General features: G+C 68.3%; 16 protein-coding genes, 1 tRNA gene and 1 riboswitch. Of the genes, 11 read left to right on the forward strand and 6 right to left on the reverse strand.

All coding sequences use genetic code 11. The features are described from left to right. Positions 1-40: 40 nt before the first annotated feature. Together nirD and GH2_RS14290 are read left to right on the forward strand one after the other, a co-directional pair. The gene (gene nirD / locus GH2_RS14285) at positions 41-478 is read left to right on the forward strand and encodes a nitrite reductase small subunit NirD (RefSeq protein ID WP_066169331.1); all 438 of its coding nucleotides are present in this window, start codon (positions 41-43) and stop codon (positions 476-478) included. After that, on the forward strand, positions 475-1,212 hold the full coding sequence (locus GH2_RS14290; RefSeq protein WP_066169333.1) for a sirohydrochlorin chelatase: 738 nt from the start codon (positions 475-477) through the stop codon (positions 1,210-1,212). Before nirD ends, GH2_RS14290 begins: the two co-directional genes overlap by 4 nt. Here GH2_RS14290 and GH2_RS14295 read toward each other — a convergent pair. Beyond that, on the reverse strand, positions 1,175-2,314 hold the full coding sequence (locus tag GH2_RS14295; protein WP_066169335.1) for a uroporphyrinogen-III synthase: 1,140 nt from the start codon (positions 2,312-2,314) through the stop codon (positions 1,175-1,177). The two genes, GH2_RS14290 and GH2_RS14295, sit on opposite strands and share 38 nt — an antisense overlap. Then, positions 2,311-3,702: an MFS transporter gene (locus tag GH2_RS14300; protein ID WP_066169337.1), complete on the reverse strand. Its 1,392-nt coding sequence runs from the start codon at positions 3,700-3,702 to the stop codon at positions 2,311-2,313. Before GH2_RS14300 ends, GH2_RS14295 begins: the two co-directional genes overlap by 4 nt. A gap of 319 nt (positions 3,703-4,021) precedes the next feature. Between GH2_RS14300 and GH2_RS22135 the strand changes: the two genes are divergently transcribed. Then, positions 4,022-4,153 carry a hypothetical protein gene (locus tag GH2_RS22135; protein ID WP_275583855.1) on the forward strand — a complete coding sequence of 44 codons (132 nt, stop codon included), beginning with the start codon at positions 4,022-4,024 and terminating at the stop codon, positions 4,151-4,153. Between the two features lie 87 nt (positions 4,154-4,240). After that, the gene (locus tag GH2_RS14305) at positions 4,241-5,965 is read left to right on the forward strand and encodes an ABC transporter ATP-binding protein (RefSeq protein WP_066169339.1); all 1,725 of its coding nucleotides are present in this window, start codon (positions 4,241-4,243) and stop codon (positions 5,963-5,965) included. On the opposite strand, the gene GH2_RS14310 is transcribed toward GH2_RS14305, so the two are convergent. Then, complete coding sequence (locus GH2_RS14310; RefSeq protein WP_066169341.1) at positions 5,911-6,831, reverse strand: SMP-30/gluconolactonase/LRE family protein; 921 nt, start codon at positions 6,829-6,831, stop codon at positions 5,911-5,913. The two genes, GH2_RS14305 and GH2_RS14310, sit on opposite strands and share 55 nt — an antisense overlap. A gap of 198 nt (positions 6,832-7,029) precedes the next feature. On the opposite strand from GH2_RS14310, the gene GH2_RS14315 reads away from it, so the two are divergent. Continuing rightward, a complete protein-coding gene (locus GH2_RS14315; RefSeq protein WP_066169343.1) occupies positions 7,030-7,605 on the forward strand; it encodes a PadR family transcriptional regulator in 576 nt (191 codons plus the stop codon). A gap of 66 nt (positions 7,606-7,671) precedes the next feature. Beyond that, positions 7,672-9,732 carry an NADPH-dependent 2,4-dienoyl-CoA reductase gene (locus GH2_RS14320; protein WP_066169345.1) on the forward strand — a complete coding sequence of 687 codons (2,061 nt, stop codon included), beginning with the start codon at positions 7,672-7,674 and terminating at the stop codon, positions 9,730-9,732. Between the two features lie 41 nt (positions 9,733-9,773). On the opposite strand, the gene GH2_RS14325 is transcribed toward GH2_RS14320, so the two are convergent. After that, on the reverse strand, positions 9,774-11,204 hold the full coding sequence (locus GH2_RS14325) for a DUF222 domain-containing protein (protein ID WP_066169347.1): 1,431 nt from the start codon (positions 11,202-11,204) through the stop codon (positions 9,774-9,776). Positions 11,205-11,382: 178 nt separating this feature from the next. Between GH2_RS14325 and cmrA the strand changes: the two genes are divergently transcribed. From cmrA to GH2_RS14340, 3 genes are all read left to right on the forward strand, one after another. Then, entirely contained in the window at positions 11,383-12,189 is an 807-nt protein-coding gene (gene cmrA / locus GH2_RS14330) for a mycolate reductase (RefSeq protein WP_066169349.1), read from the forward strand. A 56-nt stretch (positions 12,190-12,245) separates the two neighbouring features. Continuing rightward, positions 12,246-12,845 (forward strand): oligoribonuclease, encoded by a 600-nt coding sequence (orn, locus tag GH2_RS14335; protein ID WP_066169602.1) that lies wholly within the window; start codon positions 12,246-12,248, stop codon positions 12,843-12,845. 101 nt (positions 12,846-12,946) lie between these two features. Next, positions 12,947-13,019, forward strand: a tRNA-His gene (locus tag GH2_RS14340). Between the two features lie 226 nt (positions 13,020-13,245). On the opposite strand, the gene GH2_RS14345 is transcribed toward GH2_RS14340, so the two are convergent. After that, positions 13,246-13,896 (reverse strand): transcriptional regulator, encoded by a 651-nt coding sequence (locus GH2_RS14345; protein WP_066169351.1) that lies wholly within the window; start codon positions 13,894-13,896, stop codon positions 13,246-13,248. After that, entirely contained in the window at positions 13,893-14,288 is a 396-nt protein-coding gene (locus tag GH2_RS14350; RefSeq protein ID WP_066169353.1) for a DNA-binding protein, read from the reverse strand. The genes GH2_RS14345 and GH2_RS14350 overlap by 4 nt, the downstream gene beginning before the upstream one ends. A 59-nt stretch (positions 14,289-14,347) precedes the next feature. Here GH2_RS14350 and GH2_RS14355 point away from each other — a divergent pair, with 59 nt between their 5' ends. Together GH2_RS14355 and GH2_RS14360 are read left to right on the forward strand one after the other, a co-directional pair. After that, complete coding sequence (locus GH2_RS14355) at positions 14,348-15,508, forward strand: PEP/pyruvate-binding domain-containing protein (protein ID WP_066169359.1); 1,161 nt, start codon at positions 14,348-14,350, stop codon at positions 15,506-15,508. Positions 15,509-15,659: 151 nt separating this feature from the next. Further along, positions 15,660-15,752: riboswitch (TPP riboswitch) on the forward strand. A gap of 25 nt (positions 15,753-15,777) precedes the next feature. Beyond that, positions 15,778-16,563 (forward strand): 3-oxoacyl-ACP reductase, encoded by a 786-nt coding sequence (locus GH2_RS14360; RefSeq protein WP_066169361.1) that lies wholly within the window; start codon positions 15,778-15,780, stop codon positions 16,561-16,563. The last annotated feature ends 54 nt before the right edge of the window (positions 16,564-16,617 follow it).

Raw genomic sequence — 16,617 nt, forward strand, 5'->3', positions numbered from 1 at the left:
GGCAGGCCCCGATCCGTTCTCGCACCCGAAAGGCTCTGAGATGACCATCGACTTCGATCTGCACCGTTGGACCCGCGACTGGACCGCGGCGTGCCGCCTCGATCGACTGGAACGGTTGCGCGGCGTCGCCGTCTTGCTGCCCGACGGCGCGCAGGTGGCACTGTTCCGCCTGGCGGACGACAGCCTCCGGGCGGTCGGGAACATCGACCCCATCGGCCGTGCCGCGGTCCTGTCCCGCGGGATCGTCGGCGACCGGAACGGCTTCCCCGTGGTCGCGTCCCCGTTGAAGAAGCAGGCGTTCAGCTTGATCGACGGCCGCTGCCTCGACTCCCCCGGCGTGCGGATCCCGGTGTACGGCACGCGAATCGGGCTCGACGGCACCGTCTTCGTCGCCAACTCCCCCGACATCCGGTTCGGTTTCCGGCCGACCGGTTTCGGGCGTGGGGCATTCGGACCGCTCACCGCCGGGCCGCGATGAGCGTCCTGCTCGTCGCGCACGGCACCCGGAATCCGCTCGGCGTGGAGTCGTCGTACCGACTGGCGCACGCCGTCTCCCGCAGGCTCGGCGAGTCGGTCGCGGTGAGCTTCGTCGATGTGGTGGGCCCGTCGCCGAGCGAGATGCTCGCCGCACTCCCGGACGGCCCGGTCACCGTGCTGCCCGCCTTCTTGGCGCGCGGCCACCACGTCCGCGTCGACGTGCCCCGTCACGTCGCGGAGGTTGATCGCCCCGTGACCCTCGCCTCCGCACTGGGCCCCTCACCGGAACTGGCGCGAGCCCTCATGATCCGCCTGGCCGAGGCCGGGGCGACGCGCGCTGGCACCGTCGTCCTGGCCGCGGCCGGCTCGTCCGATCCGCTGGCGCACCGCGATGTGGAGCGTGCCGCGCGTCTGCTCGCGGCGCGCGTCCACGCGCCGGTGTCGATCGCCTTCGCGAGCGCGTCGGCCGACTCCCCCTACGGATCCGTGCCGGACGTCGTCGCCGATCTGCGCCGCCGAACGCCGGGCGGCGCCATCGCCGTCGCCTCGTATCTGCTGGCCGACGGACTGTTTCAGCGGCGCCTCGACCAGAGCGGCGCGGACGTCGTCGCGCGCCCGCTCGGCCTCGCCGACCCGGTGGTCGACCTCGCCTGCGCGCGTGTCGTCGCGGCGCGGGCCGCCCGTGCGATCCCCGCTGTCACTGCTCGTCGACAGCCAGTCGGTATCCGCGCTTGACCACGGTCGCGATCATCTCGCGGTGACCCAGCGCCGCCCGCAGCCGGGCGATCGCGGTCTCCACCGCATGCTCGTCGTCTGAACCGAGCACCCTGAGCAGTTCCGATCGCGACACCACCGCGCCGGGGGCGTCGCCTCCGAGCGCGGCCAGCAGTCGTCGATTCGCGGCCGACAGCTCCCGGACCTCCCCGTCGACGACCGCCGCACAGGCACGCAGCCCCAGCCGGTGACCGGCGACGGCGAGGTCAGCACGACGCTCGGCGAGGTCTTCGGTCACCAGGCGTGCGAGCGCCCCCAGTCGCATCCGTTCCGGCCAGGCGCTCGGCACCTCGACCGCCGCCAGCGGAGCCGCCGTGACCGGGCCGACGCAGTAGACGGCCACCGGTCCGCGCAGCGCGGCCAGGAGCCGATCCTGGACGCCGAGCTGGCCGGCGCGCGTCAGCAGCGACACCGCCGCGGGCCCGGAGGTGAAGGTCACCGCATCGAGTCGGTCGGTGACGACATCATCGATCAACGCGTCCACCGCCGTCAGATCGGCCGGGCGCCGCCAGCTGTAGACCGGCACGGAGACCACGTCGGCACCCATCGCCTCCAGGCCGTCGATCAGCTCCCGGTTCGGGTCCCAGCCGTCGATCGCTCCGTGCCGCTGCACCGCGATCCGGCATCCGGTGAGATCCTCCGACTGCAGATGCGCCAGCACCTCGGCCGCCGATTCCGACGCGGGCGACCACTCCTCCCGGAGGCCGGCCGCTCGGACCGCGCCGGTCACCTTCGGCCCACGCGAGATCACCCGCGCCGACGCGAAGGCCGCCATCAGCTCATCGGCCAGGCCCCACTCGTCCGCGGCCTCGATCCACCCGCGGAAGCCGATCCCGGTCGTCGGAATCAGCACCTGGGGCGGCTGCGCGATCACCGCGTCGGTTCCCGAGCGCAACGCCGGGTCGTCGGGCAGCGGGACCATCTCGATGACCGGCGCGGCAATGACGCGGGCGCCCCGTCGCTCCAGGAGCGCCGTCAGTTCCTCGGCGCGACGAGCCGCGGTGACAGCGACGGAGTACCCCGCCAGTGACTGCGGGGTACTCCGGGATGCGTCGTCGCTCATGAAGACAGCTTGGCAGAGACCGGTTCTGCGGGCACGTGCTCGGCTCCCGGTCGCGGCACCACCACGTAGACCCGCCAGGTCACCAGCGCCGCCACGAGATAGAACACCGCGAAGACGATGATCGCCGCCGTCGCACCGCCCGACTGCTGGTACGACTGTCGCAGCACCAGGTTGATGCCGACTCCGCCCAGGCCGCCGATCGCACCGGCGATTCCGATGACCGCGCCCGACATCGCCCGCGAGTACGCGACCGGCTCGAGGCCGCCCGACGGGAGACTGCGCGCCTTCGCCTCGTACACCGACGGGATGATCTTGTAGACCGATCCGTTACCCATCCCGGAGAGGACGAACAGGGCGACGAATCCGACGGTCTGCACCGCGATCGAGTCGCCGACCAGCACGACGCCCGCCGCGCCGACCATGCCGATGAACGCGCCGAGGGTCACCCGGCTGCCGCCGACGCGATCGGCGAGCCGCCCGCCGTAGATCCGAGCGATGGAGCCGAGCAGCGGTCCGAGGAAGGCGATCTGTGCCGCGTGCAGCACCGCCTGGGCCTGCGTCTGCCCGTCGTCGAGGAAGCTCAGTGCCAGCACCTGCGAGAACGCGAACGAGAAGCCGATGAACGAGCCGAAGGTGCCGATGTAGAGCAGCGAGATCAGCCAGGTGTCCCGGTCGACCAGCGCCGCGCGCATGGAGGCGACGTCGACGCCGGGCCCCTCCAGGTTGTCCATGAACAGCGCGGCGCCGACGGCGGCCACCGCGAGCAGCAGGAGGTACACGGCGCACACCCAGTACGGCTGGCGGTCGCCCGCCCACGCGATGACCAGGAGTCCGACGAGCTGGACCGCAGGAACCCCGAGATTGCCGCCGCCGGCGTTCAGCCCGAGCGCCCAGCCCTTGAGCCGCTGGGGATAGAACGCGTTGATGTTGGTCATCGACGACGCGAAGTTGCCGCCGCCGAAACCGGTCAGGGCCGCGCACACCAGGTACATCCACAGCGGCTGACCGGGATTCGCCAGAAGCAGAATCGTCGCGACGACCGGGACCACCAGGATCAGGGCCGAGGCGATGGTCCAGTTGCGTCCGCCGAACCGCGTCGTCGCCAAGGTGTACGGGAAGCGGAGGGCAGCACCGGACAACGTCGCGACCGCACCGATCAGGAACTTGTCGCCCGCGGTGATGCCGTACACGTCGGTCGGCATGAACAGCACCATCACCGACCACAGGGTCCACACCGAGAAGCCGATGTGCTCGGCGATCACCGACCACACCAGATTGCGGCGGGCGACCTTCGCTCCGCCGTTCTCCCACGCGAGGGTGTCCTCCGGATCCCAGTCGGTGATCGTCCGCGCCCGCCCTGCGTCGCGGCGTCCTCGTCCTACTGCCATATCGCCTCCTACGTCGAGAGATTCATGCTTCGGCACCGACCGTAAGAGCGCCGTATTGCAGCGACTGTCCAGGATCGTCACGCGCGCATGACGATCACCTCACCGAGCGCGCACCGGTGCGGTGAGATCGACGGGGAGACGACGGATCTCGGCGTTCGCAGATTGCCAGAGGCCTGCCAGGTTCACGGCAGGGCGTGTACAGAACAGGGCCATAGATTCATTCGTGTCGGACGCGAGAGCCGCGGCCGAAGACCCGGAGGGAACGATCACCGTTCCCCACCGACTTCGGATCACACCGACAGAAACAGGAGTTACCTCGATGAGCTTCGGCAGCAGCCAGCAGAGCAAGAACCGCCAGCGTCAGGGTGGCCAGCACAACTCGACGCGCCGTCGCCGGCAGCGCCGCTGGGACAGCCGCAACCGTCGCTGGCAGTGGGTCTGGGTGGGCTGACACCGCCGACTCACACGCCCTTCACGACTGCGCCGTGCCGTTCCCCCGCGGCACGGCGCAGTCGTCTCTTCTCCGGAGCCTTCACCCATGACTTTCGTCGCAGCGGTCCGCCGCTTCTCCCCTTACCTCGTCGGTCAACGCCTCAGGTTGACCGGCGCCGCCGTACTTCTTCTCATTGCGGCCGGCTGCGACGCGATCGGCGTCTTCGTGCTATCCGACGTGGTCGACGGCGCACTGTCCGCCGACGGATGGAACGACTTCACCCGGCTCGCCGCGGTCTGGATCCTGCTGACCGCCATCAGCGTCACCGTCGAATACTTCGGCACCCTGCTCGCCACCGTCGCCTCGGAGAACGTCGTCCTGCGACTACGCACCACACTGTTCGCCCATGTGCAGAAGTTGGCCCCGGTCAGTCACCGGCGGCGCGGTCTCGGCGACCTGATGGTCCGCCATTCCAGCGATCTGGAGGCCCTCGAACACCTCGTCGGCACCGGGATGATGTCCCTGGCCGTCGCCGTCGCCAATGCCGCGGCGCTGCTTGTCGCCGCCTTCATCATGAGTCCCCTCGTCGCCACTGTGGCGCTGGGCGCGTGCCCGGTCCTGTGGGCGGTCTCGGCGTTCTACGGGCGCCGACAGACCGACACGACCTATGAGGAACGCGCTGCGAACAGCGGTATCGCCGACTCCATTCAGGCGGCACTCGCCGCCCATGAGACCACCGTCGCGTACAACCGACAGCAAGAAGAGGCCGACCGACTCCACCGGGACGGGCGTCGGTGGGCGGCGGCCCGCATCCGACAGACGCGGATCGAGGCGGGATTCGGCAGCGTTCTCGGATTCACCCAGGTCTGCGTCTCGCTGGTGGTCACCCTCGTCGCCGTCTGGCAGGTGCGCAACGGCGACCTGACCGTCGGCCGCCTCCTCGCCCTCACCGGTTACCTGGCGATGCTGTACCCCAAACTGCAGGAGGTCGCCGACGTCCGGCTGTCGGTCGCCGAGGCCACGGTCAGCGCCCAGCGCATCACCGAACTGCTCGACGAACCCGTTCACCGACCCGACCGCACCGATGCGCATGCACTCCCCGCCAGCCCCGACGGCACCGCGGTCGTCCGGCTCGACGACGTCCACTTCACCTACTCCGACCGTCACGTTCTCCGAGGCGCCGACCTGGAGTTGCGACCCGGCACCATCACCGCGCTCACCGGCCCCAGCGGCGCCGGGAAGTCGACGCTCGCCTCGCTGATCGGCGCGCTGGAGGATCCCGATTCCGGACGGGTCAGCATCAACGGCTACGACATCGCCGCGACCACTGGCCGCTCCGTCCGCGAGCAGGTGACCCTGCTGCCGCAGATCCCCCACATCCGGCCCGGAACCGTCGCCGAGAACATCGCCTACGGCCGACCCGAGGCCTCCCGCGCCGAGGTGATCGCGGCCGCCGTCGACGCCGATGCGCACCGCTTCATCACCGCCCTGCCCGACGGCTACGACACCGCGCTCGCGGGCGACGGCCTCGAGCTCTCCGGCGGTCAGCGGCAGCGCATCGCGATGGCGCGCGCCATTCTCCGCGACACCCCGGTCCTGGTGCTCGACGAGCCCACCGCGGCGCTCGACGATACGTCCGTCGCCGAGATCATGGCGCCGTTGACGGCGCTGTCACGCGGTCGCACCACGCTGTTGATCACCCATGACGCGCGGATCACCGCGATCGCCGACGAGGTGGTGCGTCTGGACGGCGGCCGGATCCACCGCAGGCCGGCTCATGCGGGGATGTCCAACACCCCGAGTGCGTTCCCGAGGATGGTGCCCAGGTAGAGCGTTCCGTCCCGTTCGGCGACCGCGGTGACGAAGCCGTAGTCCAGATCGTCGATCCGGATGTCGTGCACCAGGGTGCCGTCGAACCGGTAGGCCTGGACCCAGACCACTTCCTCCGGTGCCGGACCGATGCTCTGGGGTGCGCGCGCCAACACCTTCCGAGCTCGGAGCGGCAGCCGGAAGATGCCTTCCAACACGGAGTTTCGCGGCGAGGCTAGCGCCACCCAGAGCAGCCCGTCGCTGCCGATGGACATGTTGTCCGGGTAGCCGCCGAGTCCGTCGAGAAAGACGTCGGAGGTGCCTGCGGCGTCGCCGGTGAGCCAGTACCGGGAGATCCGCGACGCACCGGTCTCGGCGACGAGGACGTACGCGTCGTCCGGGCCGAGGACCAGGCCGTTGGCGAACTGAAGGTCGTCGCGCAGCACCTCGACGTCGGATCCCGGCGCCAGCCGCATCAGGCGTCCGGTGCCGGAGTGCTCGATCAGGTCCGACCGCCAGCGATCGATGGTGAAGTTCTGCGACGACGACGAGAAGTACAGGGTGCCGTCGGCCGTCCGAGCCACGTTGCTGGCGAACCGGAGCGGGCGCCCCTCCACCGTGTCGGCGAGGACGACCGCGCGCGATCCGCCCTGCTCGAGCTTCAACAGCCCGCGATCGTGGTCGCAGAGATAGAGCGCGCCGTCGCCGCCGATCTCCAGCCCGAGAAGGTGCCCCGCGGTGTCGGCCAACACGGTCACCTCGTCGGTGGCCGGGTCGACGACGAGGAGACGACCGTCGTTGAGACCGGTGATCACCCGCCCGTCATCGAGGCACAGGACGTCTTCGGGGGCGGCTCCGGGAAGGGCGATACGGCGAAACGAGGTCACGGCCCTTTCATAGCAGCAATCTCCGTCGAGCGCCCGTGATCGCCACCTCACCCCGCCGGGCTCCGCCGATCAAGCGACCAACGTCCCCATCGTCACGGGACGTCAGGCGCTGTTGTTCCGGATCGGCGTCGACCATATACATCAAGGTTCATATGAAAACTGTTGCATAGTGTGTGGGTGCATGGTTATTCTCGGTTCATGGCACTTGAGCACGCGATCCTGGTCTCGCTCTCCGAGCGTCCGGGAACCGGCTATGAGATCGGCCAGCAGTTCTCGCGGTCGATCGGCTACTTCTGGTCGGCGACGCACCAGCAGATCTACCGAACCCTCAAGAAGCTTCACACCGACGGACTGGTGAGTTTCGAGTCCGTGGTCCAAGACGGTCGGCCGGACAAGAAGGTGTACTCCCTCTCCGACGCCGGGCACGCCATGCTCGCCGAGTGGGTCGCCAGCCCCACCCCGCTGGCTCCGCTGCGGAGCGACCTCGGGTTGAAACTCCGCGCCGCCGACCTCGGCGACCTGGCGACCGTCATCGCCGAACTCCGCGCGCATCGTGAGGAGGCGGCCGCCCTGCTCGCCGTCTTCCAGGGGTGGGAGCGCGACTACTATCCCGACCCCGACGCGCTGACCGGCCGCAAACTCGGTCAATATCTGGTCCTCCGCGGCGGCGTCATGATGCATCAGCACACGATCGCCTGGTGCGACGAGGTCCTCGCCCGATTCGAACGCGAACTCGATCGCACCACCGCCGCCGAAGTCGGCACCTCCTCCTGACCGCCGGAGTCCACAGCCCGCACATTCTCCAGCCCCGCACGTTCCCCGAAAAAGAAAGGTCGCGCCATGACAGCCCAGACGGCGCCCAACGTCCACTACCCCCGACTCTTCGAGCCGCTGACGATCGGCGGCATGACCCTCGACAACCGAGTCGTCATGGGATCGATGCACACCGGTCTCGAGGATCGGCTGTGGGACACGCCCAAGTTGGCCGCGTACTACGCCGAACGCGCTCGCGGCGGGGTCGGTCTCATCATCACCGGCGGTTTCGCGCCGTCGCGCACCGGACTCCTGCTGCCGTTCGCAGGCAAGATGACCAATCACGCCGACGTGCTGCGTCACCGCGAGTTCACCAAGGCCGTGCACGCCGAAGGTGGCAAGATCGCGCTCCAGATCATTCACGCGGGCCGCTACGGCTACACGCCGCTCAAGGTGGCCGCGGGCAGCGAACCGTCGCCCATCCATCCGTTCAAGCATCTGCAGATGACCGAGCAGATCATCTGGCATGTCATCCGATCGTTCGGCTCGGCCGCGAAGCTCGCCCGTCAGGCCGGCTACGACGCCATCGAGATCATGGGCGGCGAAGGCTATCTGATCAACCAGTTCCTGTGCCCGCACACCAACGACCGCACCGACAAGTGGGGCGGCAGCACCGAGAACCGTCAGCGCTTCCTCGTCGAGATCATCAAGGACATCCGCAAGAAGGTTCCGCGCGATTTCCCGGTCATCCTGCGCCAGAGCGTCGCCGACTTCGTCAAGAACGGGCAGACGTTCGACGAGATCGCTCAGCTCGCGCGGAAGGCCGAAGAGCTCGGCGTGGACGCCATCAACACCGACATCGGCTGGCATGAGGCGCAGGTGCCGACGATCATCACCTCGGTGCCGCGCGGCGCGTTCGTGAAGTTCACCGAGCGACTGCGCGAGATCGTCGACATCCCGCTGATCGCGTCGAATCGCATCAACACCCCCGACTTCGCCGAGGAGATCCTCGAACGCGGCAAGGTCGACGCCGTCTCGATGGCGCGCCCGCTGCTCGCCGATCCGGACTTTGTGAACAAGTCGCGTGACGGTCGTGCCGACGAGATCAACACCTGCATCGGTTGCAACCAGGCGTGCCTCGATCACGCCTTCGTCGGCAAAAAGGTCTCGTGCCTGCTGAACCCGCGCGCGGGTCGCGAGACGGTCCTCACCCTCGGCGCCACGCGCACCGCCAAGCGCGTGGCGGTGGTCGGCGCGGGACCGGCGGGCCTGTCAGCTGCGGTGTCGGCGGCCCAGCGCGGTCACCGTGTCGATCTGTTCGAGGGTGGTGACACCATCGGCGGCCAGTTCTCCATCGCCGCCCGCATCCCGGGCAAGGAGGAGTTCAACGAGACCATCCGCTACTACTCGCGGCAGCTCGAGATCAACCAGGTGGCCGTCCACCTCAACACGCGCGTCACCGCGCAGGACATCATCGACGGCGGGTTCGACCAAGTGGTCGTCGCAACCGGCGTGGTGCCGCGCATCCCCGACATCGAGGGCATCGATCACCCGATGGTCGTCTCGTACGCCGATGCGGTCCTCGGCCACCGCGAGATCGGCAAGCGCGTCGCCGTCATCGGCGCAGGCGGCATCGGCTTCGACGTCACCGAGTTCCTGACGGTCGACGAGTCCCCCACCTTGAACCTCAAGGAGTGGGAGCAGGAGTGGGGCGTCACCGACGATCTCGACACCCCCGGATTCCTCACCAAGCCGCGCCCGTTGCCCGCCACCCGACAGGTGTACCTGGTGCAGCGCAAGCCGGGCGGCCAGGGTAAGACGCTGGGCAAGACCTCGGGGTGGGTGCACCGCGCCACCGTCAAGATGAAGGGCGTCGAACAGATCTCGGGTGCGACGTACACCAAGATCGACGACGCCGGGCTGCACATCACCCTCCACGACAAGGAGGGCAACGAGACCGGCACGCGGGTGCTCGAGGTCGACAACGTGGTCGTCTGCGCCGGTCAGGAGTCGGTCCGCGATCTGGTCGATCCGCTGACCGAGGCGGGCGTCATCACGCATGTCATCGGCGGCGCGGACCTCGCCTCCGAACTCGACGCGAAGCGTGCGATCCGGCAGGGCACGGAGGTCGCCGCGGGTATGCCGTAACGGCTCCCCGGCTTCAGCGAACGACTGCGCCCCACTGTGATTCACGGTGGGGCGCAGTGCCGTCTGCTCGGCAGCGGGTCTCCGGGTCTGGGCATGCCGCTGCCCCGGCCGCCTCGTGGGCTACGAGGCGGTCGGGAGGAAGCGGAGGTCGGTGCTGCCGAGCGGTGAGGCGGGATGCGCGGCGAGCAGACCCAGGAGCCGGTGTTCGGCGGTGGAGATCCGCGCCGACGGCGGCCGCGCGGGTGGTGGCGCGTGGTGCAGCGGGAGGTCGACGTGGTGGATCGGGTTGACCGCGGGTGCGACGGCGCGGTCGGCGGGCTTCCAGCCGACACGTCCGGCGTTCTCGCCGGCATCGTCGCCCAGGACCGTGGTGTCCCAGCGGGCGGGGCCGGTGGAGGCGGCGCGGTTATGGGGGCCCAGGCGGCGAACACCTCCAGGTACGGGGTGGCGTCGGCGGCCAGGTCCACGAGGGCGGAGACCGGAAGTCGGGTGCCGGTGGCGGTGACGGCGATCCCGGCGCCTGCGGCGAGGTCGGCCAGGTCGGTGGTGATCACCAACTGGGACGACAGTTTCCCGGTGGCGGTGAGCCCGCTGGGATGGGTGAGGACGAAGTCCAGGAGCGCTTCGAGAGCGTCGTGGCGGCGTTGGGCCGGCGAGCGTTGGTCGCGGGCGGCGGCCGCGTCGCGAACGGCGGGGTCGACACCGGGCGCATCACCCGCGCCGCGGAGCGCGTCGGGGTCGTCCGGGTTGTTGCATCCCGGGGCCGCCCAGGCCTCGAGGACGAGGTCCAGTTTGGCGCGCAGTCGCGGGGTGAGTTCGGCGGTGAGGCGACTCATGAGACGGGCGTCCTGGCGGGCCAGAGTCAGCGAGCGGGTGCGGGCCCGGTCGCGGTCGGCGGTGCGCTGGCCGTCGGGGTCCAGGTGGGCCAGGAGGCGGACTCCGACGTGGGTGAGGTCGGTCGGCGCCAGGGTGCGTGCGGCGGTGGCGAGGTCCGACTCCGCGTCGGCGACGACGTCGGCCGGAATGCGGTCGGGAATGCGGCGCACGATGTCGTGGATGGCGACGACGTGAGCGGTCGAGATGGCACCGTCGGCCAGGGCGGCCGCGGTGGCCGGATAGGCCGGGTCGAGGACCTGACCTTGCAGGTTGGTCAGGTTCGCAACCTTCGAGGCGGCCAGCGTGCGGCGTTTGACCTCGCCCGGAGCCAGGCGGAGACCGAAGCCGAGAAACTGGTTCAGTCGGATCCAGCCGGCGCGGCGGAACGCCTGCCGGTCGGAGACCGCGGTGATCAGAACCGCGTCGGCCGCATCCGCTTTGCGGCGGGCCTGCTCGACGGTTTCGGCGACGGTGACCAACTCGTCCTCGGTGAGAGCCTCGAGGTTGGCCGTCCGCACTGCGTCGGTGACCTGAACCAGCAGGGCGGCCAATGCGACCGGATCGTCCGGGAGGACCGCGGTGGCGTAATCCGACATGACCTCGACCTCCTCACTCGAATTGATTATTAGAACACGTGTTCCTGTTGTTGTGATTTACATTACTTCTATCGCGACAGATCGTCAAGAGGTTTTCGAACAATTTTTCGATTGACCACGCCGGGTGGCCGAAGCCGCCAGCGGATCGAGCACCACGACAGGCCACTACGATGGGCCCATGCCGATTCCCCCTCGCCCTTCTGCTCGCGCCGTCGTCACCGGAGCCTCGTCGGGCATCGGAACGGCGCTGGCCCGTGAACTCGCACGCCGAGGCCACTCGGTGATCCTGGTGGCTCGTCGCGGCGAGATCCTCGAGGAGCTGGCGAGCGAACTGCAGTCCAGTCACGGCGTCGAGGCCGAGGTCCGCGCCGTCGACCTGTCCGATCCCGCGGCCACCCGGACGCTGTGCGACGAACTCCGCGACCGCGAGATCTCGGTCCTCTGCAACAACGCAGGAATCGCGACCTTCGGCCCCGTCGCAGACCTCGATCCCCACTACGAGCGCGCCCAGGTCCGACTGAACGCCGACGCGGTGCACGACCTGACCCTCGCCGTGCTCCCGCAGATGGTGCAGCGCGGGTCCGGCGGAATCCTGATGGTCGGATCGGCGGCCGGAAACATGCCGATCCCCAACAACGCCACCTATGCGGCGACGAAGGCCTTCGTCAACACCTTCAGTGAATCGCTGCGCGGCGAACTGAAGGGCACGGGCGTCAACATCACCCTGTTGGCTCCCGGTCCGGTCCGCACCCAGACCCCGGCGCCCGAGGATCAGTCGATCGTCGACAAGATGGTGCCGGATTTCCTGTGGCACTCCTCCGACAAGGTCGCCGCCATGAGCCTGGACGCCCTGTCCCGCAACAAGATGCGCATCGTCCCCGGTACCCTCAGCAAGGCGATGTCCGTCGCCGGCGGGTACTCGCCGCGCGCGATCGTCGCTCCGATCGTCGGACGGTTCTACAGCCGACTCGGCGACGCCGAGTAGTCGACGGCCTCGATCCCCACGGGCGATCAACAGTCAGCACTACTAGGGTGGATCGAGTGCAAGACAAACTCGTGTGGATCGACTGTGAGATGACCGGCCTCGACGTGGGATCCGACAAGCTCATCGAAATCGCTGCGCTGGTCACCGACAGCGACCTGAACGTTCTCGGCGAGGGCGTCGACGTGGTGATCCACGCCGACGACGAAGCACTCGCCAACATGCCCGAGGTCGTGGTCAAGATGCACGCGAACTCCGGTCTCACCGAGGAGGTTCGCGCCTCCACCGTGACGCTTGCCGAGGCGGAGAAGATGGTCCTCGACTACCTGCGCGAGCACATCACCACCCCCGGCGCCGCTCCCCTCGCGGGCAACTCGATCGGTACCGACCGCGGCTTCATCGCCCGCGACATGCCTGAACTCAATGCATACCTGCACTACCGCATGGTCGACGTCAGTTCCATCAAGGAACTGTGCCGCCGCTGGTTCCCGCCCATCTACTTCGGTCAGCCGGAGAAGGGGCTCGCCCACCGCGCCCTCGCCGACATCCGCGAGTCGATTCGCGAACTCCGCTACTACCGCGAAGCCGCGTTCGTCCCCGCTCCCGGCCCCGATTCGCAGGCACTCACCGAGATCGTCGAAAAGTTGGGGCCTGCGTAAACACGCTGGTCAGAAACCGATTGGAATTTCCGGCCGGTTACCGGCTAGAGTATGAGTCCGGTTCGGAAAACAGTGTGTGAACATTGCGTCCCGTGCCGATGGTGACTGTAGTTCAGTTGGTAGAGCACCAGGTTGTGATCCTGGCTGTCGCGGGTTCGAGTCCCGTCAGTCACCCCGCAGGTGGGAGGCCCTCGAGGGCCTCCCACTTTCGTCTTCCCCAGCGGTGTTGGATGCCGTTGCCGTCCTCCCAGTTGGAGCCCGGTGTCGTAGGTCGCTGGTCGCAGAGAAGGCGGCTGCGCTGCCACGTGCCCTTCCAGTCCGACCGGACGGTAATAGGCCCTAGTCCGGGCGAAGGCTTGGAAGTTCTCGGGCGGTCCGCGCATTCAGGCCTATGGCCAACCTACGCGGGGTCGTCCGAGAACTCAGTGCCCCGGTCGATGCCGAGCGTGGAGACGAGGTCTTCATGGAGCTGGAACCAGACCAGGTGGCAGGAGTCCACGTTGGTCTTGTCGATCCATTCCGGCTCACCATTCACGGCCGCGCGCAGTGCGCTGTGGTAGCGGTCGGCGTATCCGTCGAATCGGGTGAGCACCTCCGTCAGTCGGCGAAGGAGTGGAGCAAGCTCGGTGCCGAGCGCGGTCAGTTCGTTGAGCACTTGCCCATCCCACGCAAGGTCCCGGTGGTCATTCGGTGCGAACTGGTCGTCGTCGGTGGGGTTGATCTGCCACTCGGTCACCGCGCGGACCAGGCGGGTATTGAGAGGAAGGAAATCGCGGTAGACGGCGGCGATCGTGTTGTCGGGGTCAGCGAACCGGCGTTCTGAAGCGAGCTGACGCTCGTTCTCGACCTTGCCGGTATCGGTCAACGACCATCCTTCAAGGTCGGCGAAAGCGAGGTGCTGGACCCAGCCATGACGGTCGGCCTCGTCCAGCACGCGCGCCGCCTCACTGGTGCTGGTTCCGGCGTGTGCGGCGACGGCGTCGCCGCTGGCGAAGCCGATGAGCCTGACCGCGTGCAGGATGAGCAGTTCCGGCGTCGAGCGGTGGCTCATCGCTGCTTGTCCTGACGCGCGGTGAGGCGTTGCACGTACTGCTGGCACGCTTGCGGGGAACGGAACCCCATCACGTCCGCGATCTGAGCCCAGGTCAGCCCCTCGCTGCGGGCGACGAACAGCAGCCCAGACTCCACACCCTCAATCTCGGCCTTCGCTGCGCGGATCAGACCGAGAGCACTGAGCAGTTCAGCGGGGGTGAGGTCGGCAGCACGCCAGAGCGCGTAGTGGACCAGGTCTGCGGCGGTCGGCGGTGCGGGCGCGGGCCGCCACGGGCGCGCGTCGAGTTGATCCGCGCCCATCGCGAGGATGCGGTCCTGTGCGTCGTGCTCTCGCCTCGCCTGCACGCGATCGGCGTGGTCGGCTCCCGCGAGGTCATGCCTGCGTTCCATGCCTCCCATCCTGTTACGATCAATATTGCGTTGTCAATATTTTGTTGATGGGAGGTGTGATGGTCACGAGACTGTCTGATGCGACCAGGGAGAGATACGGAGGAAAGGCCGCCGCGCTTGGTGACCTGTTGCGTGCGGGGCTGCCCGTCCCTGACGGGTTCGTCATCCCTTCTGATGCCGACCAGGGCGCAGGCCACGCTATTTCATCTCTGCTGCGAACCGAAGTGGCGAGCGAACTCGTCCGATTGGGCCATCCGGCGGTCGCCGTTCGGTCGTCGGCGTTGAACGAGGACACCGCTGATGCGTCGGCTGCGGGTCAGTACGAGAGCGTCATCGGCGTCCAGGGAGTCGCGAGCGTGTGCGACGCGATCGCGACCTGCTGGGCATCGGCCGGCTCATCGAGAGCGAACGACTACTGGGGCGCCCAGGCGGATGGGTGTCCACCGCCCGCGAGCATGGCGGTGCTCGTGCAGCGTGTCATCGCGGTCGACGTATCCGGCGTCATGTTCACACCCCAACATCCGGGTGAGCACACTCGGATCGAGGCTTCTTGGGGGCTCGGCCTGTCGGTCGTGGGCGGAACCGTCACCCCCGATGACTATGAGGTCGCAGCAGACTCGTCGGTCAGCCATCGTGTCGGGAGTAAACAGACCCGCATCGACCTCAACGCCGAGCGCGGTGGCGTAGTTGCAACGACGGTCACACCTCGGCAGCAACAGGCTCGGACGCTCGACGACGACACGGTTCTCGCCCTGGCCAGGCTGGGAACGCGGATCGCGGCGCTACAGGGTGGTCCGCAAGACGTAGAGTGGGCGGTCGCCGACGACACGATCTGGATTCTTCAAGCGCGCCCCATCACCGCTGCGCTTCCCCGCGCGCCGCACCTCGCACCATCACCATCTGAGGCTCTTCGGGGAACGCCCGGATCACACGGCACCGTCACCGGCATCGCGCGGACCGTTCGCGGCCCCTCCGATTTCGGCCTGGTTGAGCCTGGACACATCCTGGTCTGTCCCTATACGGACCCTTCCTGGACGACACTATTCCGCATCGCTGCCGGAGTCGTCACCGAGACCGGCGGCGCCCTGTCACACGCCGCGATCGTCGCCCGCGAATACGGCATCCCAGCAGTCCTCGGCGTGCCCGACGCGCTGAACCTCGTCACGTCCGGCAGACGAGTGACGCTCGATGGAACAGCCGGAACCATCACCCTGGCCTGAACGCCAAGGAGAATGAACTCGTGGCGACTGGCTACGTCTACATCGCCCGCCACGGTGACGTCCGCACGGGCGAGGCGCACGGCCTCCGCCTTTGAGCGCCCTTAGTCTTCGATCTCAGGCTGCCGCGACATCCCGAGGTGGTACAACTTCGGAGAGTGACACGGGGTGCTGCGCGGCAGCTGAGACCACACCCGTCGAACCTGATCCAGTTAGCACTGGCGAAGGGATGTCCCCTCCTTCGTCGTTGTCTTCTTCGAAGGAGATCGTCCATGACCGCACCGGCCCTCACCACCCCGACCCTCGCCGATCACCTGGTGCTCGTCACCGGCGGCGCCCGCGGTCTGGGCGCCGCGATCAGCGAAGCCTTCCTGGACGCAGGCGCCAGGGTGATCGTCAACTACCACCGGTCGCAGGACGCCGCGGAGCAACTCTCCTCGCGATTTCCGGACCGGGCGTTCGCCGTCGGCGCCGACGTCCGCGATCCCGATCAGGTACGGCGTCTCGTGACCGACGCCGAAGCCCACTTCCAGACCCCGATCACGACCTTGGTCAACAACGCGCTCATGGACTTCTCGTTCAACGGCGACGCGCGCCCCAAGGCCGACGAACTGACCGCGGAGCAGTTGGCGGCGCAGTTCGTCGGCTCGGTTCAAGCGCCGGTCGATCTGATCCAGGCGGTGCTGCCGAGCATGCGCAACGCCGGCGGCGGCCGCATCATCAACATCGGCACCAATCTGTTCCAGTACCCGGTGGTGCCCTACCACGACTACACCGCGGCCAAGGCCGCACTGCTGTCGATCACCCGCACCTTCGCCGACGATCTCGGTCCGGACGGCATCAACGTCAACATGGTCTCCGGTGGTCTGCTGCGCACCACCGATGCCTCGGCAGCCACTCCGGACGCTGTGTTCGACGCGATCGCGTCCGGCACGCCGCTGCGGCGCGTGACCACTCCGGCCGAACTCGCCGACACGGTGCTCTTCCTCGCCTCGGCGTGGGCGCGCGGCGTCACGGGCCAGAACCTGATCGTCGACGGCGGCTTGGTCAAGGGCTGAGCCCCGACCGTCGCATCCCGCCTTATTTCGGACGAATCCGCGTAGCGTCGAAGG

The sequence above is a fragment of the Gordonia hydrophobica NBRC 16057 genome (assembly GCF_001592365.1).
GTDB classification, from domain to species: Bacteria; Actinomycetota; Actinomycetes; order Mycobacteriales; family Mycobacteriaceae; genus Gordonia; species Gordonia hydrophobica.